Below are 21525 nucleotides of genomic sequence, written 5' to 3'. Positions count from 1 at the left end.
TCATATTGCGCGAATGACTCGCATGTGAGACCTCATGAATGTCCTCCGTTTCCTCCTTGACGTACTGAAGTCCTTTTTACAGCAGGGCTGCGCCAGCCTTGCCGCATCGTTGGCTTTCTTTTCGCTGCTCTCACTCTTTCCACTCGCCTTTCTCGTCCTGTATGGGGTGAGTTTCTTCGTCAGTCAGGATGTCATCGGTGAACAGTTCATGCTGAGCTTCCTCAAGGAATTTTTGCCGTCGTTGGGCGAACGCCTGGCCGAAGAACTTCATCGGATCAGTGCATTGGAACGCGTGCGGTGGCTCGTGTTTCTCTCCTTCTTCTGGTTTGGAGGCCTCGTCTTTTACGAGCTCGACTATGCGCTCAACGTGGTGTTTGAGAGCACCCAAAAGCGTCACCCATTGATTTCGACCGCAATTTCCATCGCGCTCTTGTGGTCCACCGGACTGCTGCTGCTTATGGCGTACGTAGGCACGCAAACCATCGCCTTTTTCACCACCTACGCTCCCAGGCTCTGGGGACTCGATCTCGTGGCCCTGGCCGCGCATGATTTTCATCTAACCTACACTCTGCCCTTTGCTCTGGCATTCCTGACCGTCAGCCTATTGTACCGCCTGGTTCCTCGCCACCGTCCTCGCTGGCGAGCCGCAATGGTTGGAGCACTGATCTTTAGCCTGCTGTGGGTCGCAGCCAAGTTGTTGTTCGTCAGCTATAGCGACTATGCTACGGTCTACGCCAGGCTTTATGGATCGTTGCTCGAAGTCGTACTCTTGCTGTTGTGGGTCTATTATTCCGCCGGCCTCTTCCTCTTCGGCGGCATCATCGCCCAGAAGTTGCAACAGTTCGCCCCCTCGTCGCCTAAGGTACCGGCAGCCGATGTCTAATGGAGATGTTGGAGCGAGTGACGGACGGCAAGTGCCGCTACTCAGCGGCTGGAGGAGCCCCGTAGCTGAAGAAAATGCACGATGGCCGAATGGGTGACGAGTCCGACAATTTCCCCGTCCTGCATGACGACTAATCGATCCCATCTCTCATGAGCCATACGTTCCATCGCTTGAATCACCGGAACATCCGGTGCGATTACTAGCGACTCCGAAACAGGACGCATCACCTGCTCAACCCGCCGCCACAACCAGAGCGTGGGCGAGATGGACTGAACTTCCGACACTGTCAACATACCCACCAGCCGTCCGTCGTCAATCACCGGAAAGCCGCCGTAGCCATAGGCTTGGAAGTACTGGTTCACCGCCTCATCCAGAGTACAATGCGACGGGATTGAAACAACCGTCGTCACCATTAGATCTCGGATAGGAACCGTGGCCAGCGACTGACGGATGGAGGCTTGGCGACGGCTCGCCAAAGCCGCGGCGAAGAGAAACATGCCGATGATGAGAATCCACCCGCCGTTCGATGCCATCGAAGCGGGCAATCCGCCGCTCACGGCTCCGTACATCACAACAAGGCCGACCAGTCCAAGCACCAATCCAAACGCAAGACCGACCACTGCGGCTTGTTTGGTGGCCCGATAAAAATCCTTTCCCCAGGCCCACAATCCTGCACGTAAGACCCGCCCGCCATCCAGCGGAAAACCCGGAATCATATTGAAGAGGCCGAGTTGCATATTCACGAAACCCAACAGGGCTCCGAGCATGATCCAACCCTGGAGGCCATGTTGCCGTTGAATTGCCTGGGCCAGCTCCACAAAGACAAAACAGAGACCGCCGATCACGAAGCTGACCGCCGGACCGGCCAATGCAATGAGGAATTCGGCAAGCGGTGTCGGAGCTTCTTTCCTCATGTGAGCCACACCGCCGAATATGAACAGCGTGATCTTTTCAATCGGGATGCGATAGTACAAGGCGACGTAGGAGTGGCCGAGCTCATGCAAGAGCACGGAGAGGAATAACAGCACCGCTGCAAGGCCGCCCATCGCCCAGTAACGCTCGGGAGCGAGCCCAGGCAAACTTTCCGGCAGATAGCTGGTCGAGAGGGACCATGTGACCAGGAGAAAGACCAAAAACCATGAGGCATGGATACGGATCGGAATTCCCAACGCTCGGCCGATTTCCCAGGAAGGCATACGCATAGCTCACACCGTACCAGCCGAATACGGAACGGGTCAATTCTTCTCCCCCGGTTCAGGTATACTGACCGTTATGCGGCGACAGGGTCTGCTATGCCTTTTGCTTGGCCTCCTGTTAGGGACGACTCCCGAGCCATTCGTTCCAACAGACGGTCTGGCACAAGTTATCAAGTCCGGCTCACCGACATGTCCGGGCGTGGCCTTGACGTTCGATCTCTGTCCCGTGCGGAAGGGGTCCGGTTATGATCAGCCGTTGATGGACTATCTGATCAAGCACCGTATCCCGGCCACGTTCTTCATGTCCGGCAAGTGGATGGTAAAACATGAGCCAGAAGTGAACCATCTATTAAGCCTGGGATTTTTTGAAGTGGGAACGCACGGTGATGTGCATGCCCACCTTCCCATGCACGATGCCGACGAACAGCGGAGGGAGATTCTCGGCCCCATCAAACTGTTGCAGGAACACTATGCCCATGAGGCGATGTTGTTTCGGCCGCCGTACGGGGAATACAACGATGTGACCGTCGCCGTGGTGAACATGCTCGGCCTGCAATTCATCCGATGGAATATCGAATCGGGCGATCCGGACCCCACACTCTCCGCCGAGCAGATTCTCGCCGGAGTCGCCGCTCGTGCCAAGCCGGGGAGCATCATCGTCTTCCATGCGAACGGCAAAGGTAAGCAAACCAGGCAGGTGGTTGAACAACTGGCAACGAATGTCCTTCCTCGGCGAGGCCTCCAACCCATGACGGTCAGCGAGTTGTTGACCTGCAAGCCACGAACCCATGACTGATCCGGTTATCAGGAACATGGATCCGGACGATCGTGAGTCCGTCGTCCAACTGCTCGGTGAGTCTGACCCCTGGAAAAGACTTGGTTACACGCAGGATGATTGGAACCGCATCTTTTGCCCAATCCCGCAAGCGCGAGACTGCTACATCGCCCTCCTCAATGGGCAAGTAGCCGGTGTCGCTATCCTAAAGCAGAAGTTTCTTCTGGGCGACTATCTGGAGCTCTTGGGGGTGGCGGTATGGGCTCGCCAAAAGGGAATCGGCGGTCAACTGTTGCGGCACATCGAGGAGTTGGTCTTCAAGAGGACCAAGAATCTTTTCGTTTGTGTATCGGACTTCAACGAATCGGCACGAGCCTTTTACAAGATGCATGGCTATCAGGAAATCGGCCCCATGCCCAATTTCCTGATCCCCGGCAGCGCGGAGCTGTTGTTGCGCAAGTCGGCTGGGCCAACGAGAAGAACTGATGGCGGATAGCCTATGGCAAATAGTGCGATGAGAAAAGATTTCGCGTTTCGATCCAGCCCTTGCTATCAAGCATACACCATCTGCTATAAGGCCACAGTATGAATGTTATCAAGCTTCTCCATACCCGTATGCGGGTCAGCGATCTGGATGAGACCATCCGTTTTTACACGACTGTATTGGGCCTTGAGGTGATCGAGCGAAAGACTTCTCCTCGTGGATCCCAGCTGGCCTTTCTGAAAGTGCCCAACAGTGACGAACTGATCGAATTGACCAGTTTCCCTCCAAGTGGGCCGGTGAAAGTTCAGGAGGATCTCGTCCATCTGGCCTTCCAAGTCGAAAGCCTTGACGAAACGATCGCCTCGCTCACTGCACTGGGGGTCAAGATCACCGATGGTCCCGCCACAACCTCCTCCGGCAGCCGGTTCATTTTCATCGACGCACCCGACGGCTATGAAATCGAGCTGATCGAACGGCCGGTCGGCGTGAAAATCGTCTAAGAGGTTGCGGAAAACCCTCTCTTCATCCTTCGATGGCCTAAGGACGAACGGAGTGATGATCGAAAATACTGAGGTTATCCGTCCGTGCTGAGGCCCTCGACCAACTCAGAACAGGCCTGTCGAACTACAGACATCGACTTTGTGCGCAACCTGCTAAGTTCGTCGATGATCTCCGGTTCCGGCATTGTGCAACCTGTACTCACGGATAGGAGTCCGGCAAAGATGATGCCAGGATTTCGAGGCGGCTGTCCGTCAACTGCTCGTCCAAGATCGCAATTCAGAAATAAATGATTGGCGGGTGAATCGACTTTTGGTACATTGCGGGGCCCATTGTCGATGCTCGTTCCATTAATCGCACGAGGTAATCTTAAGAATGAGGACAAAACCTGAGTGGAGGCCGGTCTGCTTCAGGCTCAGTAAATATACGGTTGTTTTTGCCGTTTCGTTGATCCTACTCTCCGGTTGCGCCGTTCAAAAAGGCTCGACCAGCCCGCTCACCCCTACCATTGAGCAGAACGCCCCACCGGTTCTGATTGCTGACGTCTCTCACAAGCCCATCCCCTCAGCGACAGTAACTCCCGAGGTTGCTGCTGAAGAACCGTTCGATCCGTTTGCCAAGCCGGGCGAAGAGGCGATCGAGGAGTATGACCCGTGGGAACCGTTCAACTCGAAGATGTTCCACTTTAACCAAGAGTTTGATCGTTTGGCGCTAAAGCCGGTAGCCAAAGGCTATAACTCCATTGTCCCCAATTTCGCTCAGATAGGGATCAGCAATTTCTTCTACAACACTCGTGTGACACCGCGCTTAATGAACAATATTTTCCAGGGAAAGTTCAAAGGAGCCGGTATAGAAGTCGGGCGATTCCTCATCAACACAACGGTCGGGATCGGCGGATTTATCGATGTGGCCAATCGGTTCAATCTTACGACTCCGGAAGAAGATACCGGCCAGACGCTCGGCTTCTACGGGGTGAGGCCGGGACCCTATATCGTACTCCCCTTTCTGCCGCCGTTTACGGCTCGTGACCTTGTCGGGTATGCTGGAGATATTGCTCTCAATCCTATCTACTGGCTGGTCTTTCCGATTATCGGGATTGATGCTATTCCCTCCCTCCTCGAGTCGAATAGCCTCGAGAGTTCTTTGATACTCGTTGCCGCCCGTGGAACGGAAATTGTGAACAGCCGCTCGTTGAATCTAGAGAAGTATGAGGGTGTCGAAGAATCCACCCTGGATCTCTACGCTGCAGTCCGTAATGCCTACCTACAAACGCGAGCCAAGATGATTCAAGAATAGTGCATCGGACTCGCCGCCACTTCTAGATTTGATGTCGGACAACAACTCGACCCCTGTCACCCTTGGGAAGCTACGATACTGATAATCCGGTCCGGCCAACATATTTCATATTAAGGAGGTAGAACGGATCTAGGAAACGACCCAGAAATACGAGGGGAGATTACGAGTGTTGCACGGTGGGTCTCGGTACGGCTTCATGATGTTGCATCAGGGATCTCCGACCATCCCTCTGCTGGTATGCAGGTGGTCCGTCTACGACGACACGCTCACAAGACCTTCGGCGATTGCGTATTTGATTAATTCGGCGGTCGAGTGGAGATCGAGTTCGCTCATGATGCGAAACTTGTGAAATTCCACCGTCTTCACGGAAATATTCAAGAGTGAGGCTATGGCCTTGGTACTTTTCCCCTCGGCAACAAGCTGCAACACCTCCCGTTGCCTCTGCGTGAGGGAGGACACCAACGCCTTGCTGGGTTGGTTCTCTGTGGATTGGAGCGTCGCCGCCAAGACTTCTTTCGTGATAAGCGGGGTCATATAGTGTTGTCCCTGCATCACCGCCTGAATGGCTTGCTTGAGCTCCGCTGCCGCAGACCGTTTTATCAAATACCCGGAGGCCCCGGCCTTGAAGGCTTCGGTCGCATAGGTGGGACTCGCATGCATGGTGAGGAAGATCAGCTTGCTCTCCGGCACCAGCTTACTTATCTGGCGTGCAGCATCCAATCCATTGAGCAGCGGCATCGAGATGTCAAGCAACACAATATCGGGGCGTAACTGCTGGGCAGCCTCGACCAGTGACTGTCCGTCTTCCACCATGCCGACCACTTCGCCCTCGGCCTCCACCAGGTTCCGCAGCCCAGCCAAGACAATGGCGTGATCATCTGCCATCAGAATGCGCGGTCGGTTCATGCAACCTCCGCCTCGTACGGCAGCCAAGCACAGACCTTTGTGCCTTGGGATGGTCGAGATTGGATCCGAAGGAATCCATGCAGTTGTCGAAGCCGTTCCTCCATGCTGCTCAAACCCAGTCCCCGGTGATGGGTACGCAGGTCTTGTGCCTCAAATCCCTTCCCATTGTCACTGATGGACAGGCCGACCCCCTTTGACGACCCGCGGAGCTGGACCGTCACGGTCGTCGCCTCGGCATGTTTCACCACATTCTGAACGCTTTCCTGCATGACGCGGAAGAGACAGGTCGCCTGATCGAGCCGTACCGCATTCGGAACATCAAGAATCTTTAGAATAATGGGTAAGCCTGTGCGCCGGGAAACCTGATGGACATGGTCTTCGACCGCGGGGCGCAATCCGGCATGCTCCAATAACGAGGGGTGAAGTCGGTATGCGAGCGTGTGCACATCGTCAGAAAGCTGTTCCAACCCTTCACGAAGTGGTCTCAGGCGTCGAGCGAGTTCAATGGGGACAGGGGAAGGGTGCTGTTCCAACGACGCCACTTCCAGGACCAAGGCGGCCAATCGCTGGCTTACATCGTCGTGCAGTTCACGAGCGATTCTCCGTCGCTCATGCTCTTGCGCCGCCAGGAGCTTGGACGTCAGCTCCTCCAATTGCACTTGCTTCTGATGCAATTCCAGCTGGTTGCGATGAAGCGCCTCTTCCGCCTGCTTACGTTCGGTGATGTCAACAGCGACACCTCCCAACAACACCGGCGCTCCCTGGTGATCGGCGATGGGGAACTTGCTCACAATCGCGTGCCGAACCTCTCCATTCTGTATGAACGGCGCCACTGTGTGGAGCGGCACCCGACTCTCCTGCACCTGCTTATCGCTTAACTCGTACTGCTCGGCGACTTCTGCCGGCCACAACTCGAAGGCGGTCTTCTCTCTCCAGTCCAATCCCTTCAGCATCGATTCTTGGAAGAGTCGATTGACGTAGAGATACCGTCCTTGGGCATCTTTGATCCATGCAAAGCCATGCAAATTATCCATAAAGGAGACGAATCGGCGCTCGCTGACTTTCAGTGCCTCCTCGGCCTGTTTGCGTTTCGTGATGTCGATCATCGCGCCCAATGTTCGGTTAGGGCGACGCTCAGGTCCATCATGATCGAACAACGTCCAGGATCGGAAGCTGACCCAACGGACGCTCCCATCAGGATACAAAAGGCGATGCTCCATTGAGAACTGATCATCGCCGGAAGAATCCTGGGTCTGCTTGATCGCCATGACAACCGCTTCGCGGTCTTCCGGATGAATCAACTGGATATATCCTTCCAGCGAGGCTGGTTCATTCGGCCCCACGCCGTAGATGTCCCTCATGACCGGCGACCAGTAGACTTTGCCGGTTCGGTGATCATGATCGAATATGCCGAAGTTGGCCAAGCGGATGATCTGATCGGACCGTTCCTCTCTTTCATACAGTGCGCTCCTTGCCTCCACGCGGGCCGTCACATCCTCCGTGGCAATCACAATTCCGCCTACTTGGCCGCCGCAAAACCAGGGGCGAACGTCCCAGGTGATCCACTGTGTTGAGCCATCACCTCGAACAAACCGGTCTTCATGTCCTCTCAGAATCTCTCCTGCCAGTCCGCGACGATGGACCGCCTTCCATCGTGATGGAATCTCGGGAAACACGTCATAGTGCGATCGGCCCAGGATATCCCCTGTGAGCCGATAATCCTCCATCCAACGGCGGCTGGCCGCCAAGTAACACATGTGCCGGTCAAACATCGCAATTGCAGCCGGTACGTGCTCGATGAACAATCGGAATCGCTCCTCGCTCCTCCGCATCGCCGCATTGGTCCGATCGAGGTCCGCGGTTCTCTCTCGGACGCGCTGTTCCAACTCTTCATGTGTCCGGCGCAACGCCTCCTCAGCCCTCTTGCGCTCAGTAATGTCATTGCCGATGGTCAGGAGGCAGGGTTTCCCCCTGAGCCTGATCAAGTCCGTGGAGATGAGGAACTGCCGCAATCCACCGTTCTTCATCCGCATCGACACTTCATGATTTCTGACCGACCCTTCAGATTTCAATCGATCGATGAGCCGAGCCCGCTCCTGAGGATCAGGCCAGATCCCCAACATCAACGTCGTCTTTCCGATCACCTCGTCCCGGCGAAATCCGAATATTGTGAGGCAGGCGTTATTGATTTCTAGACAGGTCCCGGTCTCCAGTTCAGTGATACCGATCGGATGAGGACTTAGGCGAAACGCCTCGGCGAAGAAATCGTCCTGCTGCAGTTCGGCCGCAGAGTGCCCCTCAGACTCTGAAAAGCGAGCCTGTGAATCCAGCCGCGCCCTAGTCCGGCGCCTTTTCTTGCCGGCTTTAGGTATCATTACCAGAGGGAACCCATTCTAGGCTTCTTACACAATCACCGCAAGACCGAACTTCGGATAATGTCTATTTAGGTTCACAAACTAGTGTGTGCAATTCGGGATTGAGCGATTCCTCGGCTGGATGGAGCTTTCACCGTACTCCAACTCAACCAGACAAACTCCGAGAAAGCCTGGGGTATCACTCGGAAGTCAGAGACGACTACAGCGAGCACCATTTGTCGGTCCGATCTATTCGTCGACCGAACATGCACATTATTGCTACAGACCTGCTTCATAAGATGTAGCAAAGTTCCCCAATCCCGTTCGTCTTCCTTCCCAAGCTTGTCCATGACGGCTGAAATCTCTTGAGATATCGCGTAAGTCAGGCGGACTGCCGACCGATCGCGTTCTGGCGCCGACCTTGCTGAACAGTCGATCATGACAATGTGTCGTTTGGATCAGATCGTTGGGAGCGTACGAACGGGAAAGGAGATGCTCTATGTCTGTTGCAAAAATCATCGAGATCAGCGCCGAATCATCCACGAGTTTCGAAGATGCCATCGTCCAAGGAGTAGCGAAAGCATCCAAGTCCATCCACGGCATCAAATCGGCTTGGGTGAAGGAGCAGCATGTCGTGGTTGAAAACGGCAAGGTGACTTTGTATCGTGTAGATCTCAAGGTAACGTTCCTATTGGACTGACGCGTTACGAAGAACCTTCACTTCATGCTTCAGTGGTCCGAAAGGAGTCGGCGGGCTGCAAGGTGCTTAGTGTGCCTGGCGGTCTCTGTATACGCTTTTCTTTGGTGCTTCGCTGTCACCGCCTCCTCGCGAGACATGGAAACTCCGACGGAAGCGGTGCGCGAGACGGTCACTCACGTACTCCGTATCCTCGAAGACCCTTCCCTGAAAAACCCGGCCAAACAAGCACAGCGTCGCCGTATGCTCGAAGAGATCGCCGCTGACCGGTTCGACTATGCAGAAATGTCCAAACGAGTGTTGGGCAGTTACTGGAAGCAGCTGACCGAAACTCAGCGGAATGAGTTCGTCGAGGCATACAAGAGTTTTCTCTCCGACAAGTACGCCGGAAGGATCGAAGACTATAGCGGGCAAAAACAAGACGTGCGTTACTTAACCGAACGGATCGAAGGGTCGTATGCGGAGGTGAGGACCGAGTTGCGGTCTGACAAAACGACGCTTCCGATGGATTACCGTCTCTTGGTGAAAGCTGGTCGATGGTCTGCCTACGACATCATCATAGACGGCGTAAGTTTGGTGAGTAACTATCGGAGCCAGTTTCAGAAGATCATTCGCGAGAGCTCTTACGAGGAATTGGTCAAAAAGCTGCGGGAGCATACCGTCACCGAGGAGACGAAAGCGAAGCACGCCTCCTAATCCGAGGGACTGTCTCTTCGAGCCGCTGGGCCGCACAGGGGACGGTGGACGAATTATCGATACCTCACAAGGGGCTGAAATGCGTCTGGCTCCTTACCTCTTCCAACGACTGTTCGACCTTGGCACAGCCCATGCTTTCGGCATTCCAGGCGATCACGTGCTCCCCCTCTACGAAGCGCTGGCAGACAGTCCTATCCGTTCAATTCTGACCACACATGAACCCTCGGCCGGTTTTGCCGCCGACGCCTACGCTCGCCTCAAAGGGATCGGGGTGGCGATGGGCACATACGGGGCCGGCTTGCTCAACATGGTCAATCCGATTGCGCAGGCCTACGCGGAAAAATCGCCGGTGCTGGTGATCAGCGGGGCGCCTGACCTGGCAGGCCGAGACCAAGAACTCTTGATCCATCACAAGGTGAAGGGGTTCGACACACAGCGCCGCATCTATGAGGAGATGACCGCTGCCGGGGCCACGCTCGAAGATCGGAAGACCGCATCGCGCGAAATCACCCGGGTGATCGAGGCGGTGCGCCGCGAACTGCGGCCGGGCTATCTGGAAATCCCACGCGACCTGACCTGGGCTGAAATCGATGAGGCCGAGCCATGGACGCCCGTTGCTCCCCAGCGGGATCGGGCCACATTGGCCGAGGCCATGCAGGAAATGGACGATCGCCTCAACCGGAGCCGGGCTCCCGTGATTCTGGCAGGGATCGACATCATGAGACTCGATCTTCGGGATCAGGTCATCCGGCTCGCTGAGCGTTACAACCTACCGGTCGCCAACTCGTTCATGGGGAAGGCAGTCTTTCCTGAGCACCATCCGAACTTTATCGGAACCTACATGGGTGCAGCCGGGCACCCCTATGCACGGCAGATGGTCGAAGAATCGGACTGCCTGCTCATGTTGGGGGTCTGGCTGACTGATACGGAGACCGGACGCTTCACGAGTCTGATCGCCCGCGAGACCTTGATCCAGGTGTTGTCCGACGAGATCGTCATCAGCCGACATCGGTATCGGCACGTCGGGCTCGCCGAGGTCCTGACGTCCCTGCTGGAGTCCTCCAAGATCAAACCGCGGGAATTTCGCAACGACTACGTGCCGGAACCGCCCGGAGCGGAGAGCCGGTCCATGGTCGCTACCGTCTTTTCGGAATTGAGTCGCTTGGAGGATCGACGCTACACCTTCACGATCGATACGGGTGATTGTTTGTTCGGCGCGGTTGGATTGAACGCCGAGACGATCCTGAATCCAGGCTATTACGCCAGCATGGGGTTCGGCGTGCCTGCCGCTCTAGGCGCGGGGTTGGCCGCGCCCGATCGTCGGCCAATCGCACTGGTCGGCGACGGCGGATTCCAGATGACGGGTATGGAGATCGGAACTTTGGTGCGCTACGGGGTGAACGCTGTGGTCGTGGTGCTCAACAACGGAGGGTACCGCAGCCTGGAGGCGTTGGGTGGAACAAGCGCGGTGTGGGATATCCATCACTGGGACTATGTGGCGGTGGCCAGAGCCTTGGGAGCCGAGGGCACACGCGCATTCACGCCGGAAGAGTTCCGGATCGCGCTGCAGCAGGCATGTGATCGGGCCGGAGTGTCACTCATCGAGGTGGTACTGGAACCGAAAGACTTTTCACTCACTCTCCAAAGGCTGAGCAAGACGTAAAGTACCCGGAGACTGTCGCACGTCCGATCGTCGACTGTCCCACCGAGATGAAGGGACTGGCACCGGCAAAGCCGGAGCCGGTCCCTCACGGACAAACCCATGGATGAAGACCGTCAGATCCTTGACGTAGATATCCTGTTCGTAGGGGGAGGGCCGGCCAATCTCTCGGCGGCGCTTCGCCTGACTCAGTTGATCGCAAGCCATAACGGGCAGATCTCCGCCGGCAAGACATCGAGTCCTCGCCTTGAACTGCGAATTGCGCTGATCGAGAAGGGGCACGATGTCGGGGCGCATGCGATTTCCGGCGCCATCTTCGACCCGATCGCGCTGGAAGAATTGTTGCCAGATTATCGCGATCGTGGCTTTCCCTTCTCGCTCCGTGTGACTCAGCACAGCCTCCGGTATCTGACGACCGGGAGGAATGTTCGGCTGCCCAATGTGCTGATTCCACCTTCCTATCGACAGGATCGCTGTTACCTCGGCTCTCTCCAGAAGCTGAACCTCTGGCTCGCTGAGCAGGTAGAAGCAGCCGGCGTCTACCTGTTTCACGAGACCTGTGGGGTCAGGATCCTCTACGACGGCACGCGAGTCTGCGGTGTTCAAACAGGGGACAAGGGGCTCGATGCCGATGGCGGTAGGAAAGCCAATTACCAACCAGGGACGAACATCCACGCCAGGATCACGGTCTTCGGTGAAGGCCCTTATGGGACCCTGGCTGAGGATTTAATCAATCGGTTCAAGCTACGTGAGGGGCGGGATCCTCAATCCTATGCCCTGGGTGTCAAAGAGGTGATTCAGGTGAAGTCTGGAGGATCGCCGGGTCTCGCGATTCATACGATCGGCTACCCGCTTGGCTCTCATGTCTTCGGCGGAGGATTCTGCTACGGCTTCGATAATAATCTCTTCGCGGTGGGAATGGTCTGCGGGCTGGATTGGGATGATCCGCAAATGGACGCCCAAGCCCAGCTTCAGCGGCTCAAGAAGCACCCCTTCATCCAGCGCTTCCTCCAGGGCGGCGAGGTGATCGCGTACGGAGCCAAGACTCTTCCCGAGGGCGGCTACTTTGCCGTTCCTCGACCGTACGTCGACGGCGCATTGCTCGTGGGCGACTCGGCTGGTTTGCTGAATGTTCCCTATCTGAAGGGCATCCACTATGCGATGAAAAGCGGGATCTTGGCGGCTGAGACGATGTTCGATGCCCTGCTGCAAAACGACACCTCTGCCTCAACACTCTCGTCCTATGAAGCCCGACTGGCCTCGTCCTATATCATGCAGGATCTGTATCATGTGCGGAACTTCAGGCGGGCCTTTGCCTACGGCTGCCCGCCGGGCCTTCTCCTCGGAGGACTGACGATGTGGACTGGACTCGGTCCGACCAAACCTGGAGCGGTCCGTGAGGATTTCAGACATTTGCGGCCGCTTGATCAAGCGGTTCGAGGCCGTTGGGCCGATGAGCCGGCACAGTACGACGCCGGAGTGCTGGTTGATAAACTGACCGATGTCTATCATTCCGGCACGCAACATCGAGAGGATCAGCCTTCGCACATCCAAATCCTCGATCCAGCGCGATGTGTGACGGACTGCATCCCTCGATTCGGAGATGCGCCCTGCACGTATTTTTGCCCGGCAAGGGTCTATGAGTTGGTGGGCGAAGGAGCCGGCCGCCGCATTCAGGTCAACTTCGCAAACTGCGTGCACTGCAAGACCTGCGTGATCAAGGATCCCCTCGACGTCATCTCCGGTGATCACGTACAGAACATCGTTTGGCGGGCTCCTGCTGAGGGAGGACCGCGTTATCAGGGGCTGTGACGCCGAACGAAATGAAGCTCATCGTCTGTATCAAACAAGTACCTGCCACTGAATCCAAGCTCGTTCTGACGCGAGATGGGACGGACATCGAACGGGCGGGCCTCAACTTCGTCGTGAATCCCTACGATGAGTTTGCTGTTGAAGAAGCACTGAAGATCAGGGAACGACTCGGCTCCGGTGACGTGACCGTGCTGTCTCTTCGCCCGCATGCGGCTCAGAAGCCGGAGGAATCCCTGCGGACCTGTCTCGCGATGGGTGCCGATAAAGCGATCTTGTTGAGCGATCCGGCCTTCGAAGGGGGTGACGGCTATACCACTGCATTGGTGTTGGCAGCAGCACTCAGACAGCTGTCCTTCGATCTCCTCCTGTTCGGCAAGCAGGCGGTGGATGACGACGGTGGGGCCGTGGGAATTCAGGTCGCAGAGCTGCTGGGTCTTCCACACGTCGCCGTGGTAAACAAGCTACAAGTGGATCGGCAGAACAGGACCGTCGTCGCCCATCGGCAGATCGAGGGAGGCATTGAAGTGGTGGAGGCTCCGTTGCCGGCGTTGATTACCTGCCAGAAAGGCCTCAACGAGCCTCGCTATCCGTCGCTCCCCGGCATCATGAAGGCCAAGCAGAAGCCACTGGAGGTTTGGAACCGGGAGACGATCGACGTCGCCCGGGAAGCCGTCGGCGCAGCGGGAGCGGAACTGCAGCTTGTTCGGCTGGAATCGCCCCCACCGCGACCGGTCGGCCGAATCATCCCAGGCGACGCCGCTGCTGCGGTCCAAGAGCTCGTCAGACTGCTCCATGAAGAGGCGAAGGTGATCTGACCTGACCCGTGAGGCGTGAGAGAATGGCCAATCCGATCCTGGTCTTCTGTGAGCAACGTGATGGTCGGCTGAAAAGGGTTGGGCTGGAAGCCTTAGGTCAGGCTTGTCGCCTGAGCAAGATGTCGAGCAGTGATGTCGTCGCGCTGGTTGTCGGCTCCTCAATCGACTCCCTCACGCAAGAGCTTGCCGATCACGGCGCCTCGCGGATCTTGCTCGCAGAGGACTCAGCGCTGACGTACTATTCGTCCGAACTCTTTACGACGATCGTGACGGATACCGCCAGGGCGCTTGAGCCGGTCGCTATTATGGTGGGTGCCACCTCGATGGGAAAGGACCTCGCTCCTAAATTGGCGGCAAGGCTCAAGAGCGCACTGATGCAGGACTGCGTGGCGCTGGAGATGGAAACCGACGGCTCATTGGTTGCCACCCGTCCCATCTATGGCGGAAAACTGCGAGCGGTCGTGAAGGCAAAGAAACCGATCATGCAGGTCGTGACTCTCCGCCCAAACGTCTTCTCGTCGTTGAATCCTAAACCCACAGCCGCTGTTTCCGTTGAAAGGCTCACGGTCTCGTGCGAGAGTACGCGGCCGATGGCCAGGGTTCGCGAAATACAGCAGACAGTCGGAGGGAAGAAAGAATTGACCGAGGCCACGATCATTGTTTCGGGAGGCCGAGGCCTCAAAGGACCGGAGAACTTCAAGCTGATCGAAGAACTCGCCGCCGCACTGGGGGCAGCCGTGGGCGCATCGCGCGCGGTGGTGGATGCAGGCTGGAGGCCGCACAGCGACCAGATTGGTCTCACAGGCAAGACCGTCTCACCGCAACTCTATGTCGCCTGCGGCATTTCAGGGGCCATTCAACATCTGGCCGGAATGTCCTCCGCCCGCACGATCGTGGCGATCAACAATAACCCCAATGCGCCCATTTTCAAACTCGCAACCTACGGCATCGTCGGCGATCTCTTTGAAGTGCTCCCGCTGCTGACGGAAGAAGTGAGGAAACTGAAAGCAGGGTAATCAACGAGAACCTCAATTACGTAAATGCTCTCATTCCCAGCAGATGCGAGCCGATCAAGAGCTTCTGGATCTGCGACGTGCCTTCATAGATCGTGGCCACCTTGGCGTCGCGATAGTACCGTGCGACAGGGGCTTCTTCGGAGTATCCATAGGCACCGAAAATTTGCACGGCATCGGTTGCAGCCCGTACCGCCGCCTCGGAAGCAAAATACTTTGCGATGGATGTCTCGACCGTATTGGGCATTCCTTGGTTCTTCAGATGGCCGGCCCGAAACACGAGCAGGCGTGCTGCATCCAGGTCCACCGCCATGCGGGCGATCATGTCCTGCACCAGTTGGAAGCTCCCAATGGGCCGTCCGAACTGGTGGCGCGTCTTGGCGTACTCAATACAGGCGTCGAGACAGCCCTGGATAATCCCCACACAACCGGCTGCGACGCTGAATCGACCATTGTCCAAGGCTGACATGGCAACTGAGAATCCTTGGCTGACCGATCCCAGTAAAGCCCTCTCCGGCACTGAACAGTTGTCGAAGATCAACTCACCGGTATCTGATGAGCGGAGCCCGAGCTTATCGGTGATCGGTCTGGTTGCGAATCCCGGCGTGGCTTGCTCTACGAGAAAGGCGGCGATGCCGTGATGGCCTTTGGCCTTGTCGGTCTGCGCGAAGATCAGCGCGAGATCGGCCACGGTTCCGTTGGAGATCCATGTCTTGGTTCCGTTGAGCATCCAACCGGCTCCCTGCTTCACGGCGCTGGTATCCATCGAGGCCGGATCGCTTCCAGCATTCGGCTCCGTGAGGCCGAAACAGCCCAACATACTGCCGGCACACAGTTTTGGAAGGTACCGGCGTCTCTGATCTTCATTCCCCCATCGCGCCAGACTCAGCGCAACGAGCGAGACCTGCACCGACAACGTGGTCCGCAACGATGAGTCCGCTCGACCTATTTCTTCAGTGATGATGGCGTGACTGATGTAATCCAAACCTGAGCCGCCGTATTCTTTCGGGATCGGTCCTCCGAGGAAACCCATCGAGGCCATGCGGCTGACCAACTCGCGTGGAAACCGTCCGGCTCGATCGCGCTCCGACGCCGCCGGGGCGAGCTCTTGCTCCGCAAATCGTCGAACAGTCTCTCTGATCAACCGCTGCTCATCGGTGAGTTCAAAATCCATATCGGCCCCCCTTAATCTCCGGCCTTGAATCGTTTCATTCGGAACAGGTCCTCCCGCTCATGCTCTTCGAGGGTCTGCCGAATGTTCCTGATCTCACGAGTCAACCCAGGGATCATCACTTCATTCAACGCGTTGATCCGGCGCGTCACTTTCTTCGTCTCAGAACCGAGCTTCTTCAGCCGCAATTCCACCGAGACATTGCGGAGAATCAGTTCCAGGACCTCTTCAAACCGTCGGGCGGTTTCGTCGATGTGCGCGGATACCCCTGAAACCGCATAGCCTCTGGCATCGAATGCTCGAATCACCGGGCCGTAGTGGACTTCCGGAAAGCGGACACCCCACACGTTGCGTTCGGTCAGTTCGATGGACAGCGTCCGTCTTGCGGCGTACCCGGTCGATCGGAGCGAGGTCATTCCTTCCATGCTGAGGGCCACCGTGAGGCTGGCGAGCGCTTGACCCATGACGCTCTCCACCTGTCCTCGACTTTCCACCAGGCGGTCCATCACGGCGAAGAATTCGCGCATCAGCGCCTCACGCTTGCTGCGGAGCAGCGCCAACCCACGCTGAGCGACCTCGATCCGGCGCTTCAGCAGCAACAGATTCATGCGTGTCCGTCCGATGGTTTCCATTGGTCGTTAATCGGGCTTCCCGTTTAACGGTTCACGTTTCACGCCTTGACGTAATACTTCTCAATCCACTCCGGCTTTACCCTTGTCAGCCGCTCCTTGGGTTGATACCGCAAAAATGTCCATCCAATGTCCAACGTCTCTTCCATCTCACGGTTCTGTGATCCTTGGCTCACGAAGTCCTGCTCAAAGTCCTGAGCGAACTTCAAGAACCGCCTATCGGATTCACTCAAGCCATCCTCGCCGACGATGGCGGCGAGCCGCCGGATGTCTCGTCCATGGGCATAGAAGGCATAGAGTTGGTCAGCCACCGACCGATGGTCCTCGCGGGTCTTGCCGGGCCCGATCCCGAGGTTCATCAGCCGTGACAGACAGGGCAACACATCGATAGGAGGAAAGATGCCTTTGCGATGCAGCTCCCGGGACAACACAATCTGCCCCTCCGTAATGTATCCGGTCAGATCGGGAATCGGGTGTGTCATGTCATCATCCGGCATGGTGACGATGGGAAGCTGCGTGATCGAACCGGCCTTGCCCTTGATCCGCCCTGCCCGCTCATAGATGGAAGCCAAGTCGGAATACATATACCCTGGATAGCCCCGTCGCCCGGGGATCTCCTCACGAGCCGTGGCGATTTGGCGCAGCGCTTCACAATAGGCCGCCATGTCGGTCAGAACGACCAGCACATGTCGTCCGAGCGTGAACGCGAGATACTCGGCCGCCGTCAGAGCGTATCTCGGTGTCAGGAGCCGTTCGATTGTCGGATCATCGGCAAGGTTCAGGAACATCACGGCATGCTCCATGACCCCGCCGCGATCGAACTCACCGAGGAAGAACGAAGCTTCACGGAACGTAATCCCCATGGCAGCGAACACAATGGTGAAGGGACCGGCTCCGGTATCAAGGGGACTGACACCCTTCCTCGTGGTGTCTGTCCCCGTCCGTAGAGGGACAGGCACCGACCTGCGGTCGGAGCCAGTCCCTTCCCGCACCTTTGCGTGGCGAACGATCTGGGCGACTACTTCCTTGGCCGGCAAGCCGGCGCCGGAGAAAATCGGCAGCTTTTGCCCCCGTACCAATGTGTTGAGCGCATCGATCGTCGAGATTCCAGTCTGAATGAAATGGGACGGTTTGTCCCGAGAGACGGGATTCATGGGCTGCCCGATGATGGCCATGCGAGCGTCGGGGATAATCGGCGGTAGGCCGTCAAGCGGCGCACCGACACCGCTCAACCGCCGACCCAGAAGATCCGGCGAGAGATCCATCGTGGCGGCCGATTCCGTGAGCCGGACTCGGGTCCCGGTTACTCCCAAGCCCGTTGTTTCCTCCAAGACCTGAATCACGGCATGCTGTTCGGACAACTCGATCACCTGCCCCCGCCGAACTTCCCCGTTGGAGAGCATGATCTCGACCAGCTCTCCAAGAGAAGCCTTCTTCAGTCTCTCGACGAAAAGGAGCGGTCCGGCAATGCCGCTCACGGTCTGATAGTCGCGGGTGATCAGGTCATCCATTACTTCAACTCCTGCTGCATCTTCTCAATCATTTCCTGGGCCTGCTGGATGCAACTGTCCGGAGGCGTTTCCTTCATACGTTCAAGCTCGCTTCTCAACGGCGAGGCGAGGAGTTGCTCGATCGGATGCCCGTTTTTCAGCATGCCTTGACAGTAATCAAGAAACGACAGCTGGGCTTTGAGCATCCAATATTGCTTCGCGAGCGGACAGGCAGCGTCGACGTCCGAATAGACGTTCTGCCGGAGGTACTCTTCTCGAATGAGACGGCTGATTTCCAACAGGATGCGCTCCCGGTCTTGAACAGCATCGATCCCCACGAGCTGGACGATCTCCTGCAGTTCCTCTTCTTTCTGGAGAAGTCCGGCCAGCTCGATTCTGAGTTCCGGCCAGTCCGAGGCCACCTGCGCCTGAAACCATGGATCGAGTGAATGGGTATAGAGGGAAAAACTCCGTTTCCAATTGATCGCGGGAAAATGGCGCCGATGAGCCAGATCCGAGTCCAAGGCCCAAAGCCCCCCTGCTATCCGCATCGAGCCTTGTGTTACCGGCTCTGAAAAATCTCCTCCGGGTGGAGAGATGGCGGAGACAATCGTCACTGACCCCTGCCGGTCGGTCTCTCCCAAGCAGCGGACTCGACCGCTCCGTTCATAGAACCCGGCCAGTTTGGTGGCTAGATAAGTGGGGTAGCCTTCCTCGCCCGGCATCTCCTCCAACCGGGCTGAGATCTCTCGGGTCGCCTCCGCCCAACGCGATGTGCTGTCGGCCATGAAGGCGACGGCGTAGCCCATGTCACGATAATATTCCGCCATCGTGATCCCCGTGTAAATCGAGGTCTCCCGTGCCGCCACCGGCATGTTCGAGGTATTGATGACAAGGATGGTGCGCTCCATGAGCGGCAAGCCTGTGGTGGGGTCTTTCAGCTGTGGAAACTCGGTCAAGACCTCGGTCATTTCATTGCCTCGCTCCCCGCACCCTACATAAATGATGATGTCGGCCTGCGCATACTTGGCGAGCGTCTGCTCCACCACAGTCTTGCCGGTTCCGAACCCGCCGGGCACAATCACGGTTCCGCCGGAGGCGATAGGGAAGAGCATATCGAACACCCGTTGGCCGGTGATGAAGGGCACGATCGGGGGCAGCCGTTCGGTAACGGGGCGGGGCGTTCGCACCGGCCAGCGTTGTAACAGGGTCAGGGGTCGGTCGCCGTCGAGCCAGCCGATCGGTTCCTCGATCGTATAGGTGCCTGCCTGAATTCGGCAAAGTGTCCCGGAGATTCCGGGCGGTATCAGAATACGATGTTCAACCTTCGAAGTCTCTTGTACGACACCCACGCATGTTCCACCGACGACCGCAGTCCCAGGACAGGCTGTCGGAGCGAACGTCCATGGCCGTACTCTGGACAGGGCCGGCAACAGAACACCGCGCCCGATCCAGTCCCCCTGCTGAGTCGCCAGTAGGTCCAAGGGACGCTGGACTCCATCAAAGATGGCACCGAGGAGTCCGGGGCCGAGCTCTACGTGGAGCGGTTCTGCGGCATCAGTCACCTCTTCTCCCAACATCAACCCGGTGGTGTCTTCGTATACTTGAATCGTTGCTTCGCCGCCGAGAAGACGAATCACCTCTCCCAGCAATCCGGTCCTCCCGACCGCGACACGATTGAACATGCGGGTCTGCTCCATGCCTCGCGCGACGACGGTGGGGCCGGAGATCTTGACGATGGTTCCGCTCATCGCTTCAGTTTCAACTGATAGCCGATCGCCCGCCGGAGGAGCCGGGCGAGATAGTGCTCTCGCGACTCCCCCCCGCCTCTCGCCTGAGAGATGGGCATTGCATAGAAGACCGGGCTCACACTTTCCTCCAGCTCGACCTGGCTTTTTTCGGAAAGCCCCGTCCGGTACTCGTCGTTATAGATCACGATGCCCGGTTCCTTCGCTCGAAGGAGCGTAAGCAGCCGCTCGGCCCCCTCTTCCTTGACGCTCACCTCGGTCGCTTCGACGCCAGCCAATCGAAAACCCAGCGCGCTGTCGGGATCGGTGATGACGATCAGGCTGGCCATAGGATCAGCCATTCCTCAATTTGATCGTTCTGCATTCCCAAAGCCTTGCCCCTGAGAATCATTCTGATGTTGCGAACTTGGTTGGTCGTCTGCTCGATATACAAGATCGCCGGACCGATCCCCAACGGGTCCGGTCGAGAGAGGCCGACTGCTTTGCGGAGGCCTACCAGGTCCAATTTCCTCTCGACGAGTGGAAGAGAAATGGGCTCTCCATCCGAAAACGTCGAAAACGCGTCTGCAAGCCAGCTGTAAGGGGTGCCGGCGAGCCAGGCGAGTCCATCCCGCGTATCTCGGGCATTCACGATTGCCTCATAATGGGTTCGCGTGAACCGACCCCCTGCCTTCAGGAAATGACGACCTGCCTCAAAGGGCGAAAGAGCGGTACGTTCGGCAAGGCAGCGAAGCCCAGTCAGAAGATTGGCCTTATCCCCCAGGAACAAGAGATAGTCTCTGACGGCTCGGTCGTCGTCATCACCATCCGCCGCTAGTCGGGATGTGTGCGCAACAGTGAACCGGTTGAGTTCATGCTCGAGCGGTTCCAGGCTGTCGGTCGCTCCAAGCAGATTCAGCCCGGTTCTGACAGGATGGGCGAGTGGATGTCGCCACGTTTCCAGCAGATGAGCCATGGCTTGCATGGTAGGCGCTCGCGCAAGTTCCCCCAGAGCAATGTCATCCAGTTCCCCGACCGGAAGCGTCGCCGCCAGGACTTCTTCGACCGGCGCGCCGGCCTGCTTCCCACGTAGCACTGTTTTCAGACTGTAGACATCCCATCGCAGGAACAGCTCGTTGATCAGCTCACCCGAGCGATCGGAGAAGAAGCGTCGAAGCGCCGTGAGGTTCTGCGTAAGGTTTCGCCGGAGCACTTCATCGATGCGAACGACCGTCTCAGCGGGACGAGTGGGATCGTATCCCGTAAGCGCTAGTGCCAACGGATGAGCATATCGCGAGCTCTTCAGAACCTCGACGAGCCCGTCGAAACTCGCACAGCCCAACAAGGATTCATACTCCCCTCGGTTGAGAAGGCGGCCCTCCATGGCACGGATCCTGGCGTTGCTGTAGGCGTAGTCGGCCAT

General features: G+C 57.3%; 20 protein-coding genes. 11 read left to right on the top strand and 9 right to left on the bottom strand.

The window, feature by feature from the left end; translation table 11 throughout:
* The first annotated feature begins 34 nt into the window (after positions 1-34).
* The gene (locus tag P0119_01825) at positions 35-883 is read left to right on the top strand and encodes a YihY/virulence factor BrkB family protein (GenBank protein MDF0664792.1); all 849 of its coding nucleotides are present in this window, start codon (positions 35-37) and stop codon (positions 881-883) included.
* Positions 884-924: 41 nt separating this feature from the next.
* Here P0119_01825 and P0119_01820 read toward each other — a convergent pair whose 3' ends face one another.
* Complete coding sequence (locus tag P0119_01820) at positions 925-2079, bottom strand: site-2 protease family protein (protein MDF0664791.1); 1155 nt, start codon at positions 2077-2079, stop codon at positions 925-927.
* A 76-nt stretch (positions 2080-2155) separates the two neighbouring features.
* Between P0119_01820 and P0119_01815 the strand changes: the two genes are divergently transcribed.
* The 4 genes from P0119_01815 to P0119_01800 all read left to right on the top strand — a co-directional run bounded on the left by P0119_01815 (position 2156) and on the right by P0119_01800 (position 5132).
* A complete protein-coding gene (locus tag P0119_01815; GenBank protein MDF0664790.1) occupies positions 2156-2875 on the top strand; it encodes a polysaccharide deacetylase family protein in 720 nt (239 codons plus the stop codon).
* Entirely contained in the window at positions 2868-3350 is a 483-nt protein-coding gene (locus P0119_01810) for a GNAT family N-acetyltransferase (protein ID MDF0664789.1), read from the top strand. Before P0119_01815 ends, P0119_01810 begins: the two co-directional genes overlap by 8 nt.
* An 89-nt stretch (positions 3351-3439) precedes the next feature.
* Positions 3440-3838 (top strand): VOC family protein, encoded by a 399-nt coding sequence (locus tag P0119_01805; GenBank protein ID MDF0664788.1) that lies wholly within the window; start codon positions 3440-3442, stop codon positions 3836-3838.
* Between the two features lie 373 nt (positions 3839-4211).
* Positions 4212-5132 carry a VacJ family lipoprotein gene (locus P0119_01800; GenBank protein ID MDF0664787.1) on the top strand — a complete coding sequence of 307 codons (921 nt, stop codon included), beginning with the start codon at positions 4212-4214 and terminating at the stop codon, positions 5130-5132.
* Positions 5133-5384: 252 nt separating this feature from the next.
* Here the strand turns inward: P0119_01800 and P0119_01795 are convergent, their stop codons facing one another.
* The gene (locus P0119_01795) at positions 5385-6038 is read right to left on the bottom strand and encodes a response regulator transcription factor (protein MDF0664786.1); all 654 of its coding nucleotides are present in this window, start codon (positions 6036-6038) and stop codon (positions 5385-5387) included.
* A complete protein-coding gene (locus tag P0119_01790) occupies positions 6035-8413 on the bottom strand; it encodes a PAS domain S-box protein (GenBank protein ID MDF0664785.1) in 2379 nt (792 codons plus the stop codon). Before P0119_01790 ends, P0119_01795 begins: the two co-directional genes overlap by 4 nt.
* Before the next feature lie 478 nt (positions 8414-8891).
* Between P0119_01790 and P0119_01785 the strand changes: the two genes are divergently transcribed.
* The 6 genes from P0119_01785 to P0119_01760 all read left to right on the top strand — a co-directional run bounded on the left by P0119_01785 (position 8892) and on the right by P0119_01760 (position 15088).
* Entirely contained in the window at positions 8892-9092 is a 201-nt protein-coding gene (locus P0119_01785) for a dodecin family protein (protein MDF0664784.1), read from the top strand.
* A 135-nt stretch (positions 9093-9227) separates the two neighbouring features.
* Entirely contained in the window at positions 9228-9785 is a 558-nt protein-coding gene (locus P0119_01780) for an ABC transporter substrate-binding protein (GenBank protein ID MDF0664783.1), read from the top strand.
* A 79-nt stretch (positions 9786-9864) separates the two neighbouring features.
* Complete coding sequence (locus P0119_01775; protein ID MDF0664782.1) at positions 9865-11448, top strand: thiamine pyrophosphate-binding protein; 1584 nt, start codon at positions 9865-9867, stop codon at positions 11446-11448.
* 99 nt (positions 11449-11547) lie between these two features.
* Positions 11548-13257 carry an electron-transfer flavoprotein:ubiquinone oxidoreductase gene (locus tag P0119_01770; GenBank protein ID MDF0664781.1) on the top strand — a complete coding sequence of 570 codons (1710 nt, stop codon included), beginning with the start codon at positions 11548-11550 and terminating at the stop codon, positions 13255-13257.
* Positions 13254-14072, top strand: a complete 819-nt coding sequence (locus P0119_01765) for an electron transfer flavoprotein subunit beta/FixA family protein (protein ID MDF0664780.1) — start codon at positions 13254-13256, stop codon at positions 14070-14072. The genes P0119_01770 and P0119_01765 overlap by 4 nt, the downstream gene beginning before the upstream one ends.
* Positions 14073-14095: 23 nt before the next feature.
* Positions 14096-15088: an electron transfer flavoprotein subunit alpha/FixB family protein gene (locus tag P0119_01760; protein ID MDF0664779.1), complete on the top strand. Its 993-nt coding sequence runs from the start codon at positions 14096-14098 to the stop codon at positions 15086-15088.
* A 16-nt stretch (positions 15089-15104) separates the two neighbouring features.
* Here P0119_01760 and P0119_01755 read toward each other — a convergent pair whose 3' ends face one another.
* Genes P0119_01755 through P0119_01730 form a run of 6 tightly spaced genes read right to left on the bottom strand, consistent with a single transcriptional unit; the run spans position 15105 to position 21525 of the window.
* On the bottom strand, positions 15105-16259 hold the full coding sequence (locus P0119_01755; protein ID MDF0664778.1) for an acyl-CoA dehydrogenase family protein: 1155 nt from the start codon (positions 16257-16259) through the stop codon (positions 15105-15107).
* An 11-nt stretch (positions 16260-16270) separates the two neighbouring features.
* Entirely contained in the window at positions 16271-16888 is a 618-nt protein-coding gene (locus P0119_01750; GenBank protein ID MDF0664777.1) for a V-type ATP synthase subunit D, read from the bottom strand.
* Positions 16889-16926: 38 nt separating this feature from the next.
* Complete coding sequence (locus P0119_01745) at positions 16927-18396, bottom strand: V-type ATP synthase subunit B (GenBank protein ID MDF0664776.1); 1470 nt, start codon at positions 18394-18396, stop codon at positions 16927-16929.
* Positions 18396-20126 (bottom strand): V-type ATP synthase subunit A, encoded by a 1731-nt coding sequence (locus tag P0119_01740; GenBank protein ID MDF0664775.1) that lies wholly within the window; start codon positions 20124-20126, stop codon positions 18396-18398. The genes P0119_01745 and P0119_01740 overlap by 1 nt, the downstream gene beginning before the upstream one ends.
* Positions 20123-20452, bottom strand: coding sequence for a V-type ATP synthase subunit F (locus P0119_01735; GenBank protein ID MDF0664774.1), 330 nt, complete (start codon positions 20450-20452; stop codon positions 20123-20125). Before P0119_01735 ends, P0119_01740 begins: the two co-directional genes overlap by 4 nt.
* Positions 20440-21525, bottom strand: a complete 1086-nt coding sequence (locus P0119_01730) for a V-type ATPase subunit (protein ID MDF0664773.1) — start codon at positions 21523-21525, stop codon at positions 20440-20442. The genes P0119_01735 and P0119_01730 overlap by 13 nt, the downstream gene beginning before the upstream one ends.

Source organism: Nitrospira sp. (genome assembly GCA_029194665.1).
In the GTDB taxonomy this organism is placed as follows: Bacteria; Nitrospirota; Nitrospiria; order Nitrospirales; family Nitrospiraceae; genus Nitrospira_D.
This window is presented reverse-complemented; position numbering and strand designations above follow the sequence as displayed.